This is a genomic window from Arthrobacter sp. JDC6, from assembly GCF_056484025.1.
The window spans coordinates 96,937-115,166 of the sequence record NZ_JBWHZN010000002.1 but is presented as its reverse complement, the minus strand read 5'-3'; the positions used below and the strand labels follow the sequence as shown (position 1 = coordinate 115,166).

At 61.4% G+C, this 18,230-nt stretch carries 18 protein-coding genes and 1 pseudogene; 12 read left to right on the top strand and 7 right to left on the bottom strand.

The features are described from left to right. Positions 1-63 precede the first annotated feature (63 nt). From phtC to ACV095_RS21525, 6 genes and pseudogenes are all read right to left on the bottom strand, one after another. Positions 64-810 carry a 3,4-dihydroxyphthalate decarboxylase gene (gene phtC, locus ACV095_RS21550; RefSeq protein ID WP_264963784.1) on the bottom strand — a complete coding sequence of 249 codons (747 nt, stop codon included), beginning with the start codon at positions 808-810 and terminating at the stop codon, positions 64-66. Beyond that, positions 810-2,041 (bottom strand): annotated as a pseudogene (locus tag ACV095_RS21545) (NAD(P)/FAD-dependent oxidoreductase). Before ACV095_RS21545 ends, phtC begins: the two are co-directional and overlap by 1 nt. Then, the gene (locus tag ACV095_RS21540) at positions 2,042-2,236 is read right to left on the bottom strand and encodes a ferredoxin (protein ID WP_013603014.1); all 195 of its coding nucleotides are present in this window, start codon (positions 2,234-2,236) and stop codon (positions 2,042-2,044) included. A 16-nt stretch (positions 2,237-2,252) separates the two neighbouring features. Next, positions 2,253-2,591 carry a hypothetical protein gene (locus ACV095_RS21535; protein ID WP_169094770.1) on the bottom strand — a complete coding sequence of 113 codons (339 nt, stop codon included), beginning with the start codon at positions 2,589-2,591 and terminating at the stop codon, positions 2,253-2,255. Beyond that, a complete protein-coding gene (locus ACV095_RS21530) occupies positions 2,588-3,187 on the bottom strand; it encodes a 3-phenylpropionate/cinnamic acid dioxygenase subunit beta (protein ID WP_013603012.1) in 600 nt (199 codons plus the stop codon). Before ACV095_RS21530 ends, ACV095_RS21535 begins: the two co-directional genes overlap by 4 nt. Positions 3,188-3,190: 3 nt before the next feature. Further along, the gene (locus ACV095_RS21525) at positions 3,191-4,654 is read right to left on the bottom strand and encodes a Rieske 2Fe-2S domain-containing protein (protein ID WP_286404977.1); all 1,464 of its coding nucleotides are present in this window, start codon (positions 4,652-4,654) and stop codon (positions 3,191-3,193) included. A gap of 108 nt (positions 4,655-4,762) precedes the next feature. Here ACV095_RS21525 and ACV095_RS21520 point away from each other — a divergent pair, with 108 nt between their 5' ends. From ACV095_RS21520 to ACV095_RS21510, 3 genes are all read left to right on the top strand, one after another. Further along, positions 4,763-5,767: a tripartite tricarboxylate transporter permease gene (locus tag ACV095_RS21520; RefSeq protein WP_264963365.1), complete on the top strand. Its 1,005-nt coding sequence runs from the start codon at positions 4,763-4,765 to the stop codon at positions 5,765-5,767. After that, complete coding sequence (locus tag ACV095_RS21515) at positions 5,764-6,315, top strand: tripartite tricarboxylate transporter TctB family protein (protein WP_011689772.1); 552 nt, start codon at positions 5,764-5,766, stop codon at positions 6,313-6,315. Before ACV095_RS21520 ends, ACV095_RS21515 begins: the two co-directional genes overlap by 4 nt. 85 nt (positions 6,316-6,400) lie before the next feature. Further along, positions 6,401-7,426: a Bug family tripartite tricarboxylate transporter substrate binding protein gene (locus ACV095_RS21510; protein ID WP_011689773.1), complete on the top strand. Its 1,026-nt coding sequence runs from the start codon at positions 6,401-6,403 to the stop codon at positions 7,424-7,426. 60 nt (positions 7,427-7,486) lie between these two features. Here ACV095_RS21510 and ACV095_RS21505 read toward each other — a convergent pair whose 3' ends face one another. Next, positions 7,487-8,017 carry a lipoate--protein ligase family protein gene (locus tag ACV095_RS21505; protein ID WP_232223687.1) on the bottom strand — a complete coding sequence of 177 codons (531 nt, stop codon included), beginning with the start codon at positions 8,015-8,017 and terminating at the stop codon, positions 7,487-7,489. A 656-nt stretch (positions 8,018-8,673) separates the two neighbouring features. On the opposite strand from ACV095_RS21505, the gene ACV095_RS21500 reads away from it, so the two are divergent. The 9 genes from ACV095_RS21500 (at position 8,674) to ACV095_RS21460 (ending at position 18,200) form a co-directional block, all read left to right on the top strand. Continuing rightward, positions 8,674-9,678, top strand: a complete 1,005-nt coding sequence (locus ACV095_RS21500; protein ID WP_011689775.1) for an ABC transporter substrate-binding protein — start codon at positions 8,674-8,676, stop codon at positions 9,676-9,678. Then, positions 9,675-10,502, top strand: a complete 828-nt coding sequence (locus ACV095_RS21495) for an ABC transporter ATP-binding protein (RefSeq protein ID WP_011689776.1) — start codon at positions 9,675-9,677, stop codon at positions 10,500-10,502. The genes ACV095_RS21500 and ACV095_RS21495 overlap by 4 nt, the downstream gene beginning before the upstream one ends. Then, entirely contained in the window at positions 10,499-11,299 is an 801-nt protein-coding gene (locus ACV095_RS21490; RefSeq protein WP_410869352.1) for an ABC transporter permease, read from the top strand. Before ACV095_RS21495 ends, ACV095_RS21490 begins: the two co-directional genes overlap by 4 nt. Then, positions 11,296-12,096 carry an ABC transporter permease gene (locus ACV095_RS21485; RefSeq protein WP_011689778.1) on the top strand — a complete coding sequence of 267 codons (801 nt, stop codon included), beginning with the start codon at positions 11,296-11,298 and terminating at the stop codon, positions 12,094-12,096. Before ACV095_RS21490 ends, ACV095_RS21485 begins: the two co-directional genes overlap by 4 nt. Positions 12,097-12,165: 69 nt before the next feature. Then, on the top strand, positions 12,166-12,822 hold the full coding sequence (locus tag ACV095_RS21480; RefSeq protein WP_264963366.1) for an N-carbamoylsarcosine amidohydrolase: 657 nt from the start codon (positions 12,166-12,168) through the stop codon (positions 12,820-12,822). Between the two features lie 89 nt (positions 12,823-12,911). Next, positions 12,912-14,141 carry an MFS transporter gene (locus ACV095_RS21475; protein ID WP_013603158.1) on the top strand — a complete coding sequence of 410 codons (1,230 nt, stop codon included), beginning with the start codon at positions 12,912-12,914 and terminating at the stop codon, positions 14,139-14,141. Then, positions 14,131-14,994 (top strand): aldo/keto reductase, encoded by an 864-nt coding sequence (locus ACV095_RS21470; RefSeq protein WP_011689781.1) that lies wholly within the window; start codon positions 14,131-14,133, stop codon positions 14,992-14,994. The genes ACV095_RS21475 and ACV095_RS21470 overlap by 11 nt, the downstream gene beginning before the upstream one ends. 318 nt (positions 14,995-15,312) lie before the next feature. Next, a complete protein-coding gene (locus tag ACV095_RS21465; RefSeq protein WP_011689782.1) occupies positions 15,313-16,557 on the top strand; it encodes an IS110-like element ISArsp3 family transposase in 1,245 nt (414 codons plus the stop codon). A gap of 128 nt (positions 16,558-16,685) precedes the next feature. Next, complete coding sequence (locus tag ACV095_RS21460; protein ID WP_286404975.1) at positions 16,686-18,200, top strand: carboxylesterase/lipase family protein; 1,515 nt, start codon at positions 16,686-16,688, stop codon at positions 18,198-18,200. The last annotated feature ends 30 nt before the right edge of the window (positions 18,201-18,230 follow it).

Below are 18,230 nucleotides of genomic sequence, written 5' to 3'. Positions count from 1 at the left end.
AAGACATGTCAGATGTCCCCTCCGTCCCCGGGATGAGAGTCTGTACGCTCCTGTCGGCTAGCTTCACCATGCAGCGTTAATCCGAGCGAGTTCGTGTCTCCAAGCCGTTTGCGTGTTGAACGACCCACCGAGGTCTGGCAGTTCAGCCATGTCCGAGTCTGGGAGGTCTTTGAGCGCTCCCCCAGCTGAAGTCACCTGAAGCGACAACCCTGCAAGGGTATCTACGCTGATTGCCTGGAGTACTGCTTGCTCCACGCTCCCTGCGGCGCTGGTCAGCCCGTGTCCGCGGAGCAGCACGACAGGACGATCACCCATGGCGTGGAGCATTTCCGCAGCCAACTGGCGGTTCCTGACCAGTACTCCCCGCGGATACACGGGTACCCCGCCTGCTGCCAGGCGGGTGCCTGGAATATCGAAGGCTCCGACGATCGGGCGGATGCCAAGCCCGGCGAGGTCAGCTGCGACGACCCGAGGCGGGTGCGCGTGGACGACCGCGTTGATGTCGGGGCGTTGGCGTAACAGTTCCGTGTGCAGGGGGAGTTCGTTAGGGGCGGAGTATCCCCCCTCCAACTCGCCTTCAGCAGCGGGGTTGCCGTCAAGGTCGACCAAACGGATGTCGCTGGCTTCGGTGAATGCCAGCCCGCGCTCCTGGGGACCCCTACATCGGACCAGCAGGCTGTTCTCGCCGATTCGAAGGCTGATATGGCCGAGGATGCCGTCTGCCAGGCCACGGTGTGCCAGCACACGGCAGGCCAAAGCAATCGCTTCCCTCGCCCCTGCATGTGTCAGGGGTGACCAAGTCTGTCCCATCAGGATGCCGCCAAGGGTTGGGGGTCTAGCATTGGTTCGAGTTTCTCCCGCAGTTCTTGAACTGTTATTCCCGTACCCATGCCGCGGCGGCAGGCCAGGAGCGCCTTAGGCCAGTTCACGATGGCGGCACCACTCAGGCTGGTGCCGTCAACCGTATATAGCGCGGCGAAGCGCCCGTGAACTTCCGGATGTCCGATAACGACGTGTTCAGCCTTTCCGCCCACCCGGCCTACCACCTGGATCTTCCAATCGTGTTGGTCGCTCCAGACGTACTCGACGGGAGTGTAGGCGCGGGGAGTCTCCGGATGCGTGATGTTGTAAGCCACGCACGCGGCCTGCTCGACGGCGTTGGTCCAGTGCTCGATCCGGATATCTTCGCCATGTTTTTGGTGCCGCCATCGTGCAACGTCGCCGACGCCATATATGTGTGGGGCATCCACGGTGCGGCAGTATTCGTCGAGCACCAGGCCGTTGTCCACGAGCAGACCGGAAGATGCGAGCCAGGCGTCGTTGGGAACGGCGCCAATGCCGACCAGAATTGTGGCGGCCTCCAGGTTCTGACCGTTGGTAAGCCGCAGGGCGAAAGAGCCCTGTTCGCCGTCGATGGACTCGACTCCGGTACCAAAGATTGTCTTCACGCCATTGCTACTGTGAAGGTCTCCGAACCACTGTCCGACTTCCGCGTTGAAGATGCGGCTCATAGGGATCGGGAGTGGGTCGATAACTGTCACTTCCAGACCAAGCGCCCGCGCTGTCGCCGCGGCTTCGGCGCCGATGAAACCTGCGCCGACAACAGCCAGATGTCCACCCTTCGCGAGGTCCGCACGGAGGCTGCGGCCGTCGTCGAGGGTGCGAAGAACATGGATGCCAGGCCGCTGCCCCCACGGCGATGGGCGGGCGGAGGCGCCTGTGGCTTGACCAGGTTGTCGAAGTGCAGAGCTTCCTGACCTTGCAGATTCAGCAGGTTTCCTGCGATGTCGATCCCGGTTGCTGCACGTCCAAGTTGCAGCTCTATTCCTAATTCCTGGGCTTGGTCGCGGTCCAGTAGGCAGATGGAGGCTTCAGTTGCTGTACCTGCCAGGACAGTTTTGGACAACGGCGGCTTGTCGTAGGGCAGTTCCGTTTCTTCACCGACGAGAACGATACGTCCTTCGTATCCCTCCAGGCGTAGGGACTGTGCGGTCCGTACACCCCCGATGGAGGAGCCCACGATGACAGTTACTGTATTCAATTAGTCCTCCACTATCAGGGCGGAAACGGGGCAGCTGCGGGCTGCCTCCACGACCCGGGCCCGGTCAGCCTCGGGTACTTCAGTCTTGAGGAGGACTACGATCCCGTCGTCATCCAGATCAAAATAATCGGTCGCCCCGACAACGCAGTTGGCGTACCCCTGGCAGGCTGCTAGGTCTGCTTTTACGACTGGCATGCTCAAACTCCTTGGCCTAAGTGTTGCTGTTCTTCTTGAATTGGGGCGGTCGTTCATCCTCGGCGATGAGCGGACCGAATGGATTTCCGATCATGGCCGAAAACGTTGCCGGCGCCTGCCATGTCAGCGCCTCGAGTTCCAGCGGGCACAATGAAACCCACTGCGCGGAGCGCGGGGATTTGATCATCAGCCGGGAGCCATTGCGGGTCTCCACCCTTGTGATGTGCACCTCGGAAAACTCATTGGCAATCACGATCGGAGCGCCAGTGGCATGCGCTTCCAGCCGGACGCGTTCCTCTGCCGCGCGAATGGCGGCAAGGCGGTCTTCTTCCTCGCCTTCCCAACCAATTTTCATAGGAATATGGCCAGATTCTGCATGCGGATAACCGACTCATCCACCATGATGGTCCGACGCGCCAGTTCCCATCCGGTACCGGTGCGGCGCAGAAGGTCCTCACGTCCGGCGGACACCGTAGCGGCCTCCCGTACATCGCCCCTGCTGCGGAAGAGCAGCACCGCCGAATCAACGATGATTTCGTTCGGGTTGTCTGTGCGGAACGTCCGAACGTTCGTGATGTAGTGGCGCAACCGTGAGGGAGGGTCTTCGGTCCAGGCATGCTCTGTGGCAAACCGGGCTACCCGTCGGCTGAGCGAGTACCTGTTTTCATCAAGATGGGCCATACCGGGGGACGTGCTGTAGCCGGCACCCAGGGCGGTCGTCACCCGCACGGGCATCAGATAATGCACGTCCTCAGCAATCCGTGCCATCCATGCGTCATAGTCCTGGGCGTCCAGGAGGTAGGCTTCGTCAACCAGCCAACGGTGCGCCTGAAGGTGGAGCGCATCATCGAACGGGAGGGATTCCCCTATCCTCTGGGTGCGTGGGGCATGGCCACCGAGAACAGACTGCTCCGAAAGGGTCTTGCCGTTGCGATCGGTTTCAACGCTCATGGCCTAGGCCTCCTTTGTGAGGATCGGGTCGGCTGGGATGGCAGTGCTCCCGACGGCGGCCCGTGAAGGATCCGCCTCGGTGGCCGCGGGTGCCTGAATAGGATCGGTTCCGACGTGCAGCTGGGCCGCTTTCTCCATCGGTCGTTCGAGGTGATCAGCCCACCGCAGCAGGAGTTCACGCTGGTTGTATTCGCTGTAGCCGATTCGTGTGGAACCTGGTCCTGAATACTCATCTGAGGTCAGGGGTTCTACGACGTTCTGCCCGTTTTCCAGCATGCCCATCCGGCTGTTGAGCAGGAGGCGGCGGGCCATAGGGCCGCCCGCCGTGCTCGTCAGCGAGACCCAGTTTTCAACGTCGTCTTGTTCAAACATGCCGCCGCTGCCAAAGCACATGAGATATGCCTTGTACGAAAGGGCTTTGAACTCCTCTGACGCGTTCTTGTCCACGGCAAACCACGAAACGATTTCGGTCTCGTCCTCGCTGATGGGCTGCCATTGGCGGATGGAGATAAACGGCAGGACTTCGTCGGAGTCCTCTTCTACGCGGGGCCAGTTGTGGACGAAGCTCATGTTTGGGAAGACCGATGCGGCCGAGACCATGAATCCGTCCTTGCCGACTACATCAAGCTGCTCCTGGCTCCATTGCTCCTTCATCCGCGCGATCATGTCGTCGGGGTAGCCGACATAGCGAAGCCGTTCCTCCAAGGTGCCCTCGGGGAGCTTGTAGGTGGTACCGCCGCCGTTGCCGGCCCAGTAGGTTGTTCCGTCCTTGCGCTTCTCAGCCTTGGGTTCGCGGAAGAGACCGATTTCAACAACTGACGTGTGCGTTTGGGGAGTGTGGTACATGTCGCCGGCGAAGTTTTCGGCGCCGATCTTCCAGTTCGCTTTGACACGCCAGCGCTGGGGGCCCCGGAGTTCGATGCCGTCAGCGCTTTGCTTGGTGTAGTAATCCATGTAGAACTTGAAGTCGCCCAGGAAGTCCTCAAGGGGTTCCGCGTCAGGGTCAAGGCTGATGAAAATCAGACCGTTGTATACCCCCAGAGAAGGAGCGGGGAGCAGAGTCTGACCTTTTTTCTTGAAGCCTTCTTCCCCACCGTAGGCCTCTTTGTGGAACGGCAGACCCACGATGCGACCATCGTTGCGGTAGGACCAGCCGTGGTAGGGGCAGCGGAAATGCGAGGCGTTTCCCATCTCGGCCCGGCAGACCTGCATTCCCCGGTGGAGGCACATGTTAAAGAGAGCACGGATCTCGCCCTTTTCGTCTCGGGAAATGATGAATGAATCTTCGAGTACACGGCGCACTACGTAGTCGCCGGCTTCGGGCACTTCGGACTCGTGGGCAACGAAGAGCCAACTCCGTCCGAATAGGCGCTCCTTTTCGAGCTCGAAGATCTCCTTATCGTTGTAAATGTGTGCAGGAATCATGCCGCGCTGCACGTCCTGGATAACGCTGGTCTGGTCTGTCATGAGAGGTCTCCTTCGTTGGGCCCGCATGTCTTCTCTGTGTTGCAGAGAAGGTTTCTGTAATCAAGAGGATGACGCAAAATGTGAGGTTCGTCAACCCCTCTCGATTCCGTGAAGAAGCATCGTCGGAATCAATGGCCGTTTTCAGGCAGATCAGAGTCGCGTGCGGCCCGGTACACCTTCGGAAGCCTGCACCTCTGGGAGGGCATCGGCATTGTCCCCGTCGTCGTCGGTCTCCTCGGCGGTGCCGAAGTGCTGCAGTCCATGCTCGACAAAGACGGTGACACCAAGACGGCCGTGCCGCCACACCTTGGCGGCATCCTCGTCGGCGTCAAGGATTCCTTTCGCCACTGGTCGTTGATGCTGCGCACCAGTGCCATCGGTGCCGTCCTGGGAATGATGCCCGGTCTCGGAGGATCGGTGTCCCAGTTCATCGCCTACGGCCACGCCAAGCAAACCTCGAAGCATCCCGAGGAGTTCGGCAACGGTTCGATCGAGGGCGTGATCGCCGCAGGTGCGACCACGACAGCGAAGGACGGGGGCCACCTCGTACCGACGATCGCCTTCGGCGTGCCGTCGGGCGCGAGCATGGCGGTGCTACTCGGCGCGTTCCTGATCCTCGGCCTGAATCCTGGCCCCGAGATGCTGGGCGAGCACCTCAACGTGACGCTCTCGCTCGTGTGGATCATCGTGCTGAGCACGATCGCGGCTGTCATCCTCGGCTACCTGCTGATCCGTCCCCTTGCCAAGCTCACCTCGGTGACCGGAAGGCTGCTCGTACCGTTTCTCATCACGATGCTCACCATCGGCGCATTCTCGAACACCAGCTCGCTCGACGACGTCTGGATCATGCTCGTCTTCCTCGCCATCGGCGTGATGTGCAGCCGCTTCAAGTGGCCCCGCATCCCGCTGCTGCTTGGTCTGGTGCTCGGCGAGATCCTCGAGCGGTACTTCACCGTCAGCTACGCGCTGTTCCAGTTCAACTGGCTCAGCCGGCCCGGCGTGATCGTCATCGAGGTCATCATCGCCGGCATGATCATGTTCACCGCGGTCCGCACCGCTCGCAAAAAGCGCGCCGATAAGCGCGAGCTCCTGGCCACCGGAGGTCTCGTATGAGCACCGAAATGATCCACTCCATCGAAGGCGACGGCGAGGGCGGCTCGCGGGGGCGCCACGTGCACAAGCCCGATCTGATCATCACATCCGTGCTGCTCGTCGTGTTCGTCGTGGCGTTCCTGATGGCCACGGGCTGGAGGGACCTCGCCGCCTACTTCCCTCTCGGCGTCAGCGGCGTGGGTGTGATTGCCAGCGCCTCCTTACTCGTACGGGTGCTGTTCTTCCCGCCCAAGCCGGCCGCCCCGAAGACCAACGTGCCCGAGGCCGCCAAGTCGGTGGCCGAGCAGGAGTACGAGTTCTTCAAGAACCTCTCGACGCGGGACTGGATCACCTCGCTCGGCTGGCTCGGCGGCTTCTTTGTCGCACTGTCGGTCTTCGGTATCTACCTCGCCATGGTCGCCTTCACCGTAGGTTACCTGCGCTTCCAAACCGCCAAGTCGTGGTGGTTCGCCGCCATCTACGCGGCCCTGCTCGGCGGCGTCATCTACGTGGTCTTCGCGATCGCCCTCAAACTGCCGCTGCCGGGCGGGCTGCTCGGCCTCGCCTGAGCGCCCGTTTCCCTGCTCTCCCTTCCCGCGTCACCGCCCGGCCGCCTATGGTCCGGGCGCACCAAAATCGAAAGGACCCGTCCCAATGCGTAAGCTCGCACTCGGCCTCGCCGCCCTCGCCCTCGCCGGCGGCGCACTCACAGGCTGCTCGTCGGCAGGTGCCACCGGCGCGTCAACCTCCCCGGAGGACGCAGCGGCCAAACTGAAAAACCAGACGATCACGCTGGTCGTCCCGTTCGACCCGGGCGGGGGCTACGACGCCTACGCCCGCATGTTGGCCCCGAAGCTTGCCGACGAGCTCGGCGCTACAGTAATTGTCGAGAACAAGCCCGGCGCGGGCGGCATCCTCGCCACGAACGAGTCCGTGCACGCCAAGCCGGACGGGAAAACCCTCGTGCTGCTCAACGGCCCCGGCCACCTCGGTGCTGCGATCGCGAAGACCAACGGCGTCCGGTACGACGCGAAGACAATGAGTTACATCGGCCAAATCAGCTCCGAACCCGACGTGCTCGCCACCAGCAAGTCCTCCAGCATCGCGTCAGTGGACGACATCGCTGGCAAACGCTTCGCGGCCACCGGCCCCGGCTCAAACGAGTACATCGACGCCGTAGTTCTGAACCAGCTCCTTGGCATGGACAACCAGGTCGTGACCGGTTTCAAGTCCAGCAACGAGGCCAGCCTCAACGTTATCCAGGGCAACGTCGAGCTGCATTCGCGCTCGTTCGGCAGCCAGCAGCCAGGTATCAACGCCGGCGATCTTAAACCGATCCTCGTCATCGGCGAGAACACCGGTGAGAAGGAGATCAAGGACGTCGACAACCTCCTCGACGTGGTGAAGGGCGACCAGAAGGAACTCGCAACGCTGCACACGAAGCTCATCTCCAGCGGCCGCCTCCTCGCGGCCCCCCCAGGAATGGACCCGGGCACGCTGCAGACAATCCGCGACGCCTTCGAGAAGGTCATGACCGACAAGGCCTTCATCAAGGCTGCCGCCGACACCAAGCGGCCGGTCCACTATACGAGCGGCGACGACGTGCAGAAGCTCGTCAACGACGTGATGGGCTCACCACAGGAGTACGTCGACCTCATCACGAAGGCCTACACGGGCTGATCACCGACGTTCAACAGGGGGTGTCCCAGAAACCCTCCTGGGACACACCCCGTCTTTGCCTCAGGACCGAGGTAAGGCCGACCCGGATGCCGGCGAGATGACCTTTGCCCGGAAGAGCGTGCGCGCCATGCGCGCGAAACGATCGATAACGAGCGGCAAGGGCAAGCCCGATTGGCTACGGACGTTCTCCGCCGGCACCGGATCCGTCCCCACGCAATCACCCGCATCCATTGCATAATCAACGATGCCCTGCGCGAGGATGACGCCGTCCTGCTTGACGACCGCGCAAGCGCCGACCACGCCCATCGGTGTCCAAATCGTTCCGCCTGCCTGCAGGCTCACCTGCATTCCCAGCTGGCGCAACGAGGCGAGCACCCATTCAGACGCGGCTTCGAGCGGGTCCTCCGTTCCGCTGATCCCGAGCGTTTCCCTGGTGGCGATCGTCGACCACAGGATGGCCGCAGGTCCGGCAGCAAGCCACTGCCCACCGGGCGTGGGGCGCGCAACAACGGGCACGTCCTCCCGCGGCGCTGTGCGAGACGCTTCCTCCGCGACCAGCACGACGGTCCGGTCCGGCTGCCAGAGACGCATCACCGCCCCCCGTCGTCCCGCAGAGACGTCCGAAACGAGGCCGAGGTCACGGGCGACGCCATCGAGGGGAGCTCGCGGCTCCGGCTCCACATGAAGCTCCCAGCACGGACGCATGCTTCCATCATAGGGGCCTGGTTCGGGACGAACGGGCGGCGGAAGTCAGTGACAATCTCAATGACCGGTCGACACACCACCGGATCCTCGGCTCTCCCGATCCAGGGTCTCGTCATGTCCGCGTCATGTCCAAGTTTTCCGACCCGTTCGCTGGGGAAGGGGCCAACCAAGGCGTGTGAAGCGTCCCCGATCGTTGGCGAGCCGGTCTTCTAGGACGACCGCGGTCCATTCCGATACCTGGACGAGAGACTATCGGGCCTGGACGGTGAGCCCTGCGGGCTTTCGAACCACAACCGTTTGCTGGACCCTGACCATTCCTCTACAGACACATCACCGCCTTTGATTGTCGGCGCTCGAACACCCACCGTCCCCGTTGTTGCAACGGCAGAGCGGGCATCGAAGCCATTAGAACGACATCAGGGTGGTCAAGAACAAAGGCCTACCACTGCCTCTGCTGTACAGAACTTTTATCTGGACAGCAGTAAAGTGATGTGTTTCACTTGTACAACCACGGATCTGACACGAAGATGAGGGAGAGCCGAATGAGTTTTGAACCAATGGGACGCCGCGGATTTATCAAGATCACAGCGGCAGCGGGCGGGACGTTATTTCTGGGAGGCCTCACGGCGTGCGGCCAGGACAGCGGCGGCAGCGGCGGGGGTAAGAAGGGATATTCCGGCGACGTTGCTATTACTGGTCTGGCCAGTCTTATTCATTCCGCCCCCTTCTTTATCGCCCAGACGGAAGGCTACTACGAGGAAGAGGGGCTGACCCTTGAGCATATTCAGTTCCCAGGGGGGCTTGACACTGTTCGAGGAATCGAATCCGGCATAGGTTTCGGTACGTCGTCCACTATTCCCGTCTTTATCGCGGCCGAGAAGGGCATGGACGTAAAAATCTTCGGCAATGTTTATACGGCGGCTTCTGTCGACTTCATTGCGCTGCCCGACTCTCCCGTCACCTCCATTGAGGATGTCAGGGGCAAGAAAGTGGCAGTCAGCACGCCAGGATCAAACTCCTCGTATTTCGCAGACCGCACGCTGCGGGCCGCTGGCTTAGTCCCAGGCAAGGACGTTGAACTTATCAGCGTCGGCTCAGCGAGCGATTCGTGGACCGCCGTCTCCCAGAAAGTTGTTGACGTAGCGTGGACGGCTTCGCCGCTTTCCGAGAAAATCGCCTCCGAAAGCGGAGCGAAGGTGATCTGGCGTTCCCGCGACTACGTAACGGACTGGTCGGACACCTGCCTCGTCGCGACAGGATCCTTCATCGACGAAAATACCGAGGCGTTGAAGGGCTGGGGCCGTGCGCTCAAGAAGGCGATGGACCTGATTACCAACGACCTCGAAAAGGCCGCCGACGCCTACGGGAAGGCAATCAAATACGAGCCCAAGGTGGCTCTTGAGGCGCTGAAGAACTCGCAGAACTTCTACAGCCTGGACTTCACCGATGCCCAGCTGGCCGCCGTCGTCGCCGCCGGTAAAGAACAAGGCCAGATCACCAAAGAACCGGACATGAACGCCATCGTTATGAGGAACTTCCTTTCATGAGCCAGATATCCCCGATCGATTCAGTAGGACACGACAGTGACGTCGTTTTCGACAATATCGGAATGACTTTCGGCACCGCGACAGGAGTCACCCACGCAGTCGCTAACGTTTCGGGCGCCATACCGGAAGGCAAATTCGTTTCCGTTATCGGTCCCAGCGGCTGCGGAAAAAGCACCTTGCTTGACATGGTCGGCGGCCTGCTGAAGCCCACGCAGGGTTCGGTCAGCATAAACGGTGAAAGCGTGACCGGCCCCCGGCGGGACACTGCCATGGTGTTCCAAGAAGACTCCACCCTGCACTGGCGCACGGTCCTGGACAATGTCGCTTTCGGCCTCGAGGTCAAAGGCGTCCCGAAAGCGGAGCGCCATGAGCGCGCCCGCCGCATGATCGAACTTGTCGGGCTCACCGGTTTCGAGGACCACCGCCCCGGCCAGCTTTCCGGAGGAATGAAGCAACGTGTTGCGATCGCACGGGCCTTGGCCATGGAGCCGCGCGTCCTGCTCATGGATGAGCCTTTTGGCGCCTTGGACCAGCAGACCCGGCAGTTCATCGGCCGGGAACTGCTCCGTATCTGGGAAAAGACACGCAATAGAGTCCTGTTCATCACCCACGATATCCAGGAAGCCGTGTACCTTTCCGACGAGGTTTGGGTCATGTCAGCCAGGCCCTCCGTTGTCAAAGAGGTGGTAACCATCGATCTGCCACGGCCCCGGCCGGAGGGAACCCACGCGCTGCCAAGGTTCCGTGAGTTGGAAGACCACCTCTGGGCGCTGGTAAAGGTTGAGGCGGAGAAAACGTTGGGACCAGGGGCGCGGCTGGCGTGAGCGTTCTGGAGAAGACCCCGGCCGTGCCGGCCAAGCAAAAGGCCGCTATGGTACCGCGTTCATCGCTGGTCGTTTGGGCAATCATTGTGACGCTTGTCGTTGTCCTTGAGCTCACTACCAGAACCGGCATGATCAGCCGGTCCCTCATGGTGCCACCATCGGAGATTCTGACCCGGCTGGCCTCGATCGTCCCGACGGAACAGTTTGGCCAGGACGCAGCCCGAACCCTTACTACCATTCTGGTGGCGTTCACCATCGGACTTGTGCTGGGAGTCCCGCTCGGGGTTTTCTTGTGGCGGGTACCGGCTGCAGGGCGCATCCTTGAGCCCTTCATCGTCACCGGCTATGCAATGCCCACTTTGTTGTTTTATCCGGTTCTTTTGGCCGTGATGGGACTCAACGCGGGACCGATCATCGTTATAGCCGCATCGATGTCCCTGATTCCAATTGCGCTGACCACGATGGTTGCCCTGAACGCCATCAAGCCTATTCTTCACAAGCTCGCCAATTCGGTCAGCGCCTCCCCGCGGCAGTACTACTTAAAAGTTCTCTTTCCGGCGGCGACGCCGCTTATTTTCCCGGGCGTGAAGCTCGGATTTATCTACGCCGTCATCGGCACCGTTGCCATGGAGTTCATCCTCGCGTCCCAAGGAGTCGGCTTCCGCGCCGGCTTCTACTACCGGGAACTGAACACAGCAGACATGTGGGCCTATATCGCTGTTGTCATCGTCCTCAGCGTACTGGTCAACAGCGTGCTTACCTGGCTGGAGAAACGCATCAGAAGGGACATGCTGTGAGTACCGATGTAACGATTCCTTCGTTGCCGACAGTCACCACTCAACAGAGTGCGAACAGATCCAGGGTCATCCGGGACAACGTGTGGCGTGCTGCCGTGTTGGTGGCCTTGGTGCTCCTGTGGGCACTGCTGTCTTCCATAAGTGACCTCGTCGCTTCGCCCACTGACTCGCTCAACGCGCTGGCGAAGCGCTTCGCCGATGGCTCCATTTACCGGCACCTCAACGCGACCTTGCAGGCGGTGGCTATCGGTTTCCTCATCGCTGCTGCCATAGGCTTTCCACTGGGCTATGCCATTGGCCGGAGCAAGTTTCTCGGTGCCGTCTTCGATCCCATCGTCGCAGGCGCCTTCGCCATCCCGCGCGTAATCTTTTTTCCCATCCTTCTCCAGATTTTCGGAGTGGGTGTGGGAGCGCAATCGGCGATGGCCGCGCTGGCAGCGGTATTCCCCATCATGGTCTCAACAACCGCAGGCGTCCGCGCCATCAACCCGCTCCTGCCCAAGCTGGCACGCTCGCTGAGCCTATCCCCGCTGCAGACGGTGACCAAGATATACATTCCGGCCATGGCACCCTCGCTCATGGTTGGCATCCGTATCGGTTTCAGCATCGCGTTCATCAACGTGATCATCGCCGAATTCTTCGCTGCGCGTGCCGGTCTCGGGCTTTTGGCGCTGCGGGCCTACGGCATGCTGGACCTGCCAACCATGTACGGCATCATCGTGCTCCTCGCTGCGATCGCACTGGCCGGGAACCTCGCCCTGTGGGCAGTCGAACGGCGGCTGGGCAACAAGGTCTAGCCCCAGGGGGCCTGCACGCCCGCTTGCCTACGTGTCTGAGTACTGAAACGCTCTAAGAAAGGGGAAAGCATGTCTGCGACTGCTGCCCGAGAGGAATACCAGAGGTTAAGGTCCCAATTCAAGGAAAAGGGACTGGGCGGAAGGATCGGTTTCGGGAGCCGCCCGGCGCTTCTGGTGGTTGACATGATCCGCGGATTCACGGATTCAAGATCGCCCTTGGCCGGAGACCTTGACGAACAGCTAAAGGCAGCCCAGGAACTTCTTGGAAGAGCTCGGGGCGCTGGCGTTCCGATCATCTTTTCAACTGTCGCGTACGACACCGACCTGCAGGAGGCCGGTAAATGGATCCGGAAAATCCCGTCCAACAGCTGGTTGGTTGAGGGAAGCGAATGGGTGGAACTCGACGACAGGCTCGAGCGCCAAAACAATGAAATGCTGCTCGTGAAAAAGTATGCATCCTGCTTTTTCGGCACCGATCTCGCGGCCCGTCTGGTGTCCAAAGGCATCGATACGCTGATCCTCATCGGCGGCACCACCAGCGGATGCATCCGGGCTACCGCCGTGGATTCATGTTCCTACGGATTCCACACCATCGTTGTTGAGGAGGGCGTCGGAGACCGGGCCGAACTGCCGCACCTCGCCAGCCTTTTCGACATTGACAACAAATACGGCGATGTTGTCGGTCTGGAAGAAGCAAACACCTATCTCGAACATGTCCGCGGGTAAGCCCGGCACGGCGCAGAAATCGCCGTGCCGGCTCTCTAACCGGACTCCGACCCAAGGGCGGCGTGCCATCATCCTGCAAAGGCCAGACCGTGGGCCTGTCCGGCGCTGACAGAATCCTGAGCATTGCCGCGACGGTATTGTTCTCGTTCGCCCTTGGAACCCTGGCAGTGGTGGTGCCGATATTGGCCATTGCCGTGGGGTACAGCACGGTCGAAGTCGGAATGATGGTTGCACTTGCAGCAGTCTCGCAGTTAGTGACCCGGATCTTCCTGGGAGCACTGATGCGCAGGGTCCCAGACAAAGCCCTCCTCGTGGGAGCAGCGCTCATGATTGCCGTCTCGTGCGCTCTGATCGCAGTCTCAGATGCATTGGCAATTTTCGTAGTATCCCAGCTGGTCCAGGGCTCGGCTCGAGCCTTGTTCTGGACCAGCAGCCAGACGCACGCCGTCCGCATGTCGACCTCGTCTGTCAAGGGACTGACTGACGTGAATCTCGCCGCAGGGGTCGGAGCACTGCTGGGGCCTGCACTTGCCGGTTATCTCTGGGAACTTTCGACACCGCTGCCGCTGATCGTGGCGGCAGCGGCAGGATCGGCGGCCGTCATCCCTGCTGCCCTTCTGACTAGGCTTCCTGTGTTCGCTCCGGAGCATGCCACAGGCGGAATAATGGCGCGAGGCCTCTGGCGGCGCCCTGGCGTCGATGCCGCCTGCTGGATGAACGCTGGAGCGGGCGCCTGGAAGAGCCTCTTGGACTCCTACGTTCCCATCGTGCTCTCCCTTGCCGGCCAACCCGTCGCCGTCATCGGAATCCTGGTAGCCATACCCAACGCTGCCGTCCTGGCCGGAAGTGCATCTGCGAGCTGGCTGCGCAGGCGGGGAAACAGGACGTCCCTTCTCACGGGCCTCCTGGCCACGGGGACGGGCTTGGCCGCGGCGGGGCCACTGGCCGGCGCCGCAGTTGCCGCCGCCGCCGCCCTCGCTGTTTCCGGCGTTGGTGCCGGGATCCTCCAGACTGTCGGACCGGCCATAGCTGCAGATGAAGTGCACCCGGAAGAACGCGGGGATGCTCTCTCCCTGACTGGCACGGTACGGGCTTCAGCGCTCTTCCTAACACCGTTTGTGATGGCACTGCTGGTCAGCGTGGTCCCTGTTGCCGCAGCGCTGGTCACGGCCGGCGTCCTCATGACCCTTCCAGCAGCTGGAAGTATCCGCAGAAAAGACCTTCCAGCGCAGATCGCGCCAACAGAATCAGGTCCAGGCAGGCCGCTCCAACAAACTCAGCTTGAAGCTCCCGAGAAAAAGGTGCCCGATGACAACTGAAACGACTGACACCACTGCTTCGGACATTCCCCGGCTGAAATTGCCGCACGGACACACCATTCCCCGGCTTGGCCTCGGAACCTGGCCGATGCTGGAAGACGAGTGCGAAACTGCGGTGCGTTTCGCACTGCAGAGCGGTTACCGCCTGGTCGACACCGCGTTCCAGTACAGAAACGAAGAAGCAGTCGGCCGGGGCATCCGCACCGCCGGCGTCCCCCGATCCGAATTATTTATTTCCAGCAAGTTCAACAAAGAGTCCCACAGCATCGATGGAGTGCAGCGCGCCTACGACGAGAGCCTGCGCAAACTCGGCCTTGACCATCTGGACATGTTCATGTGTCACTGGCCGGTTCCGGCCTTGGGCAAGTACGTGGACGCCTGGAAGGGCCTTGTGAAGTTGCTGGAGGAGGGCCGTGTAAAAGCCATTGGAGTTTCAAATTTCAAACCAGCCCACCTGAAGGACATTATCGATGCAACGGGAGTAGTTCCGGACGTAAACCAGATCCAACTGAGCCCCGACCTTGCCCGGACTGAGCCGCGCGCTGTCCACAGGTTATTGGGAATAGTCACCGAAGCCTGGAGTCCTATCGGTCGGTCCTCCGGTCTGCGGGCGAATCCGCTGATCATCGAGATCGCTCAGCGCCTGGACAAATCTCCAGCCCAAGTCCTGCTGCGGTGGCATGTCCAACAGGACATCGTCCCCATCCCGCAAGCATCCGACCCTCTGTGGCTCAAAGAAAACTTATCCGTTTTCGACTTCTCGCTCACCGCGGGAGAGATGGCCTCGATTCGGAAGTTGGACAGGGGCGAAGAGGCCGCCCGTGATTCTGACTCACCCGAAAATGGCCATTGACTCGGCCTATGCTCCTCTCTCTGAAGTGAGTTTCTCAGGGGCGCTTTCGCTCCGCCGTGGGGGCCGAAAATGTACTGCTGTGGGGAACCTTTGCGGTGTCGGGGCTGCCGGAGCAGACTGAAGAGTGTGTTCCGGTCGACCCCGGTCTCTCTTTAGTGCCGGTGAGCCTGTAAGTGAGTTTGGTGGTGGAGGGCGCAGCTTTTGTCCGCGGGACCGTGGAATGTTGCCGTTGAGCACGAATGTCAGATTTGTTGTTTATCCGCCTTCCCCGGGACACAGACGCCATCTGTTGGACTGTTCGAGGAAGGGTGAGCTCTCATGGAGGTCATTCACCCGCGCTGCGCGGGTGTCGATATTTCAAAGAAGGACGCGAAGGTCTGTGTCCGCATCCAGGGCCGCGGCGGCCGGTCCACCACATCCACCATCACGACCTGGGGTTCGATGACGGGGCAGATCCTGGGGCTAAAGGAACACCTCCTGGACGAGCACGTGGATCTGGTGGTCATGGAGGCCACCGGTGATTACTGGCGCCCCTTCTACTACCTGCTTGAAGACGACGGACTGAACATCATCCTGGTCAATGCCCATGACGCCAGGAACGTCCCGGGCCGCAAAACCGACGTTTCCGACGCTGCCTGGCTTGCCGACCTGGGCGCCCACGGGCTGGTCCGGGCCTCCTTCGTGCCCCCGCCTCCGATCCGTGAACTGCGGGACCTGACCCGGGCCCGGACCATCATCACTCAGGAACGGACCCGGGAAATCCAGCGCCTGGAGAAACTCCTCGAGGACGCCTGCATCAAACTATCCTCGGTAGCTTCGAACATCACCGGGGTCTCCGGACGACTGATCCTCCAAGCACTCATCGACGGGCAGACCGACCCCGCGGCCCTGGCAGAGATGGCCCAACGCCGGCTGCGGTCCAAAATCCCTGAACTCACCCAAGCCCTCAACGGCCGGTTCACCGAACACCACCGCTACATGACCGGACTCTATCTGCACCGGATTGATGCCCACACCGCCGATATCAACGACCTCAGCGCCAGGATCGAGGCGGCGATGGAGCCCTTTCGTTTCGCCCGGGAGCTCCTCGTGAGCATCCCGGGGTTCAGCACCACCATCGCGGAAATCTTCATCGCCGAAACCGGCGCCGACATGAGCGCATTCGCCACCGCAGGGCAGCTGGCATCCTGGGCCGGTACTTCCCCGGGATCCAACGAATCCGCCGGACGGGTCAAATCCACCAAAACACGGCCCGGCAACCGGTACCTCAAAGGTGCCCTGGGCATCGCTGCTCTGTCCTGCGCGAAATCGAAGAACACCTACCTCGGTGCCAGATACCGGCGCATTGCCTCCCGGCGCGGACCCGCCAAAGCCCTCGTCGCCGTCGAACACTCCATCCTCACCGCAGCGTGGCACATGCTCACCACCGGCGAACTCTACAACGACCCCGGCGCCGACTACTTCACCCGGCAGACACCCGTTAAAACCATGGCCCGGGCCGTCAGACAACTAGAATCCCTCGGCTATCAAGTCATTCTCGAACCCCTGCAACAGACCGGATAACACCGCTCACCCCACGCACCCCACCGCACTCACCTAATTTTCATGTCAGAGGGGTTGACGAACGTCACATTTTCAGTCATTCTCTTGAATGCAGAAATATTCTCTGCAAATTATGAAAGGTCGGTTCCATGCTCAACCCGGTGCTAACTCAAACAGGTCCAGTCCAAGGCCGTGAAGATGACGGGGTGCGCAGTTGGCTCGGGATCCCCTACGCCGCGCCGCCCTGGGGCCGGCACCGATTCGCACCGCCCCAGGCCCCTACTCCATGGAGCTCTGTTCGCGATGCCTCCTCGTACGGGCCCCCGGCGCCCCAGGGCCTGCAACTGCCTGGCTCGGAGATCCCGCCGTCAACCGATCCGGCACCTGACTGTCTGACCCTCAACATCTGGGCCCCGAGTGCAGCTCCAGAGGCATTGCCGGTCATGGTGTGGTTCCACGGCGGAGCCTACCTCGCCGGGGCAGGTTCAGAACGGGCGTACAACGGGACCGCACTGGTCCGCGAGGGCGTCCTGGTTGTCACCGTGAACTACCGGATGGGTGTGGACGGCTTCGGACAGATCGACGGCGCCGTTTCCAACCGCGGGATCCTCGACCAGATCGCGGCACTGGAATGGGTGCGGGACAACATTGCCGGCTTCGGAGGTGACCCGCAAAAGGTCACAATCTTCGGAGAATCCGCAGGCGCCGGATGTGTCCTGGCCCTGCTAACCATGCCACGCGCCCGCAATCTGTTCCATCGGGCCATCGCCCAGAGTATTCCTCGGATGTTCGTCTCCCCACCACTCGCGCACTCGGTCACCCAGGCCGTCGCCGCCGCAGCCGGCATCGAAGGAACAGCAGATGCACGCACCCTTGCGACGTTGACTCCTCAGACGCTGGCCGACGCAACGCGGCTGGTCATCAGCACCATGGGAAACCGCGCCGACGAATGGGGTACCCTCGCCTACACTTCCTCGTCGTTTGGGCCGATCTTTGGGCCGATCGTGGACGGAGACACGATGCCGGAGGACCCATGGACGGCGCTTCGAAATGGCGCCGCCCGCGAAATACCCATAATCACCGGCCATACCCGCGACGAATACCGTCTTTTCACCGCCCAACAAAAGCGGTTTAGCATCACCACGGAAGAAGCGGACACCGCCCTGCACATCTTCGCACCCAACGGAGACGCCGACGGCTACCGCGCCATTATGCCGCAAGCAGAACCCGGGGAGCTCTACGAAAAGGTCAATACCGACTACCTGTTCCTCGCCCCTACACTGCAGGCTGCCATGGCCGGCGCCGACGCCGGGGGACACGTGTTCGTCTACGAGCTGTGCATCGACCCGGTAGGGGGCATGGGCTCCCCGCACGCCATTGACTTGCCCTTGACCTTCAACACCCTGGACACCGGAATGGGAGCGCTGATCCCGGAGCCAACTGACTCAGTGATCGAATCCGGCATCCGGATGCGCAGCGCATGGACCCGCTTCGCCGCAACCGGAAACCCGGGATGGCCGCAGTGGGGCCCAGACCAGTCGGTACAGATATGGGGCGGCGAGAACCCTGTGGTGCGCTACCCCGAATCGGAACGGCTTGAACTGTCCCTGACGGATAGTTGCGGCGCCCTCGAGCTATTGCAACATCAAGAGCTGGGCCGGTGAACGCCCAACCAGGACGCCGCCACCGCTTTC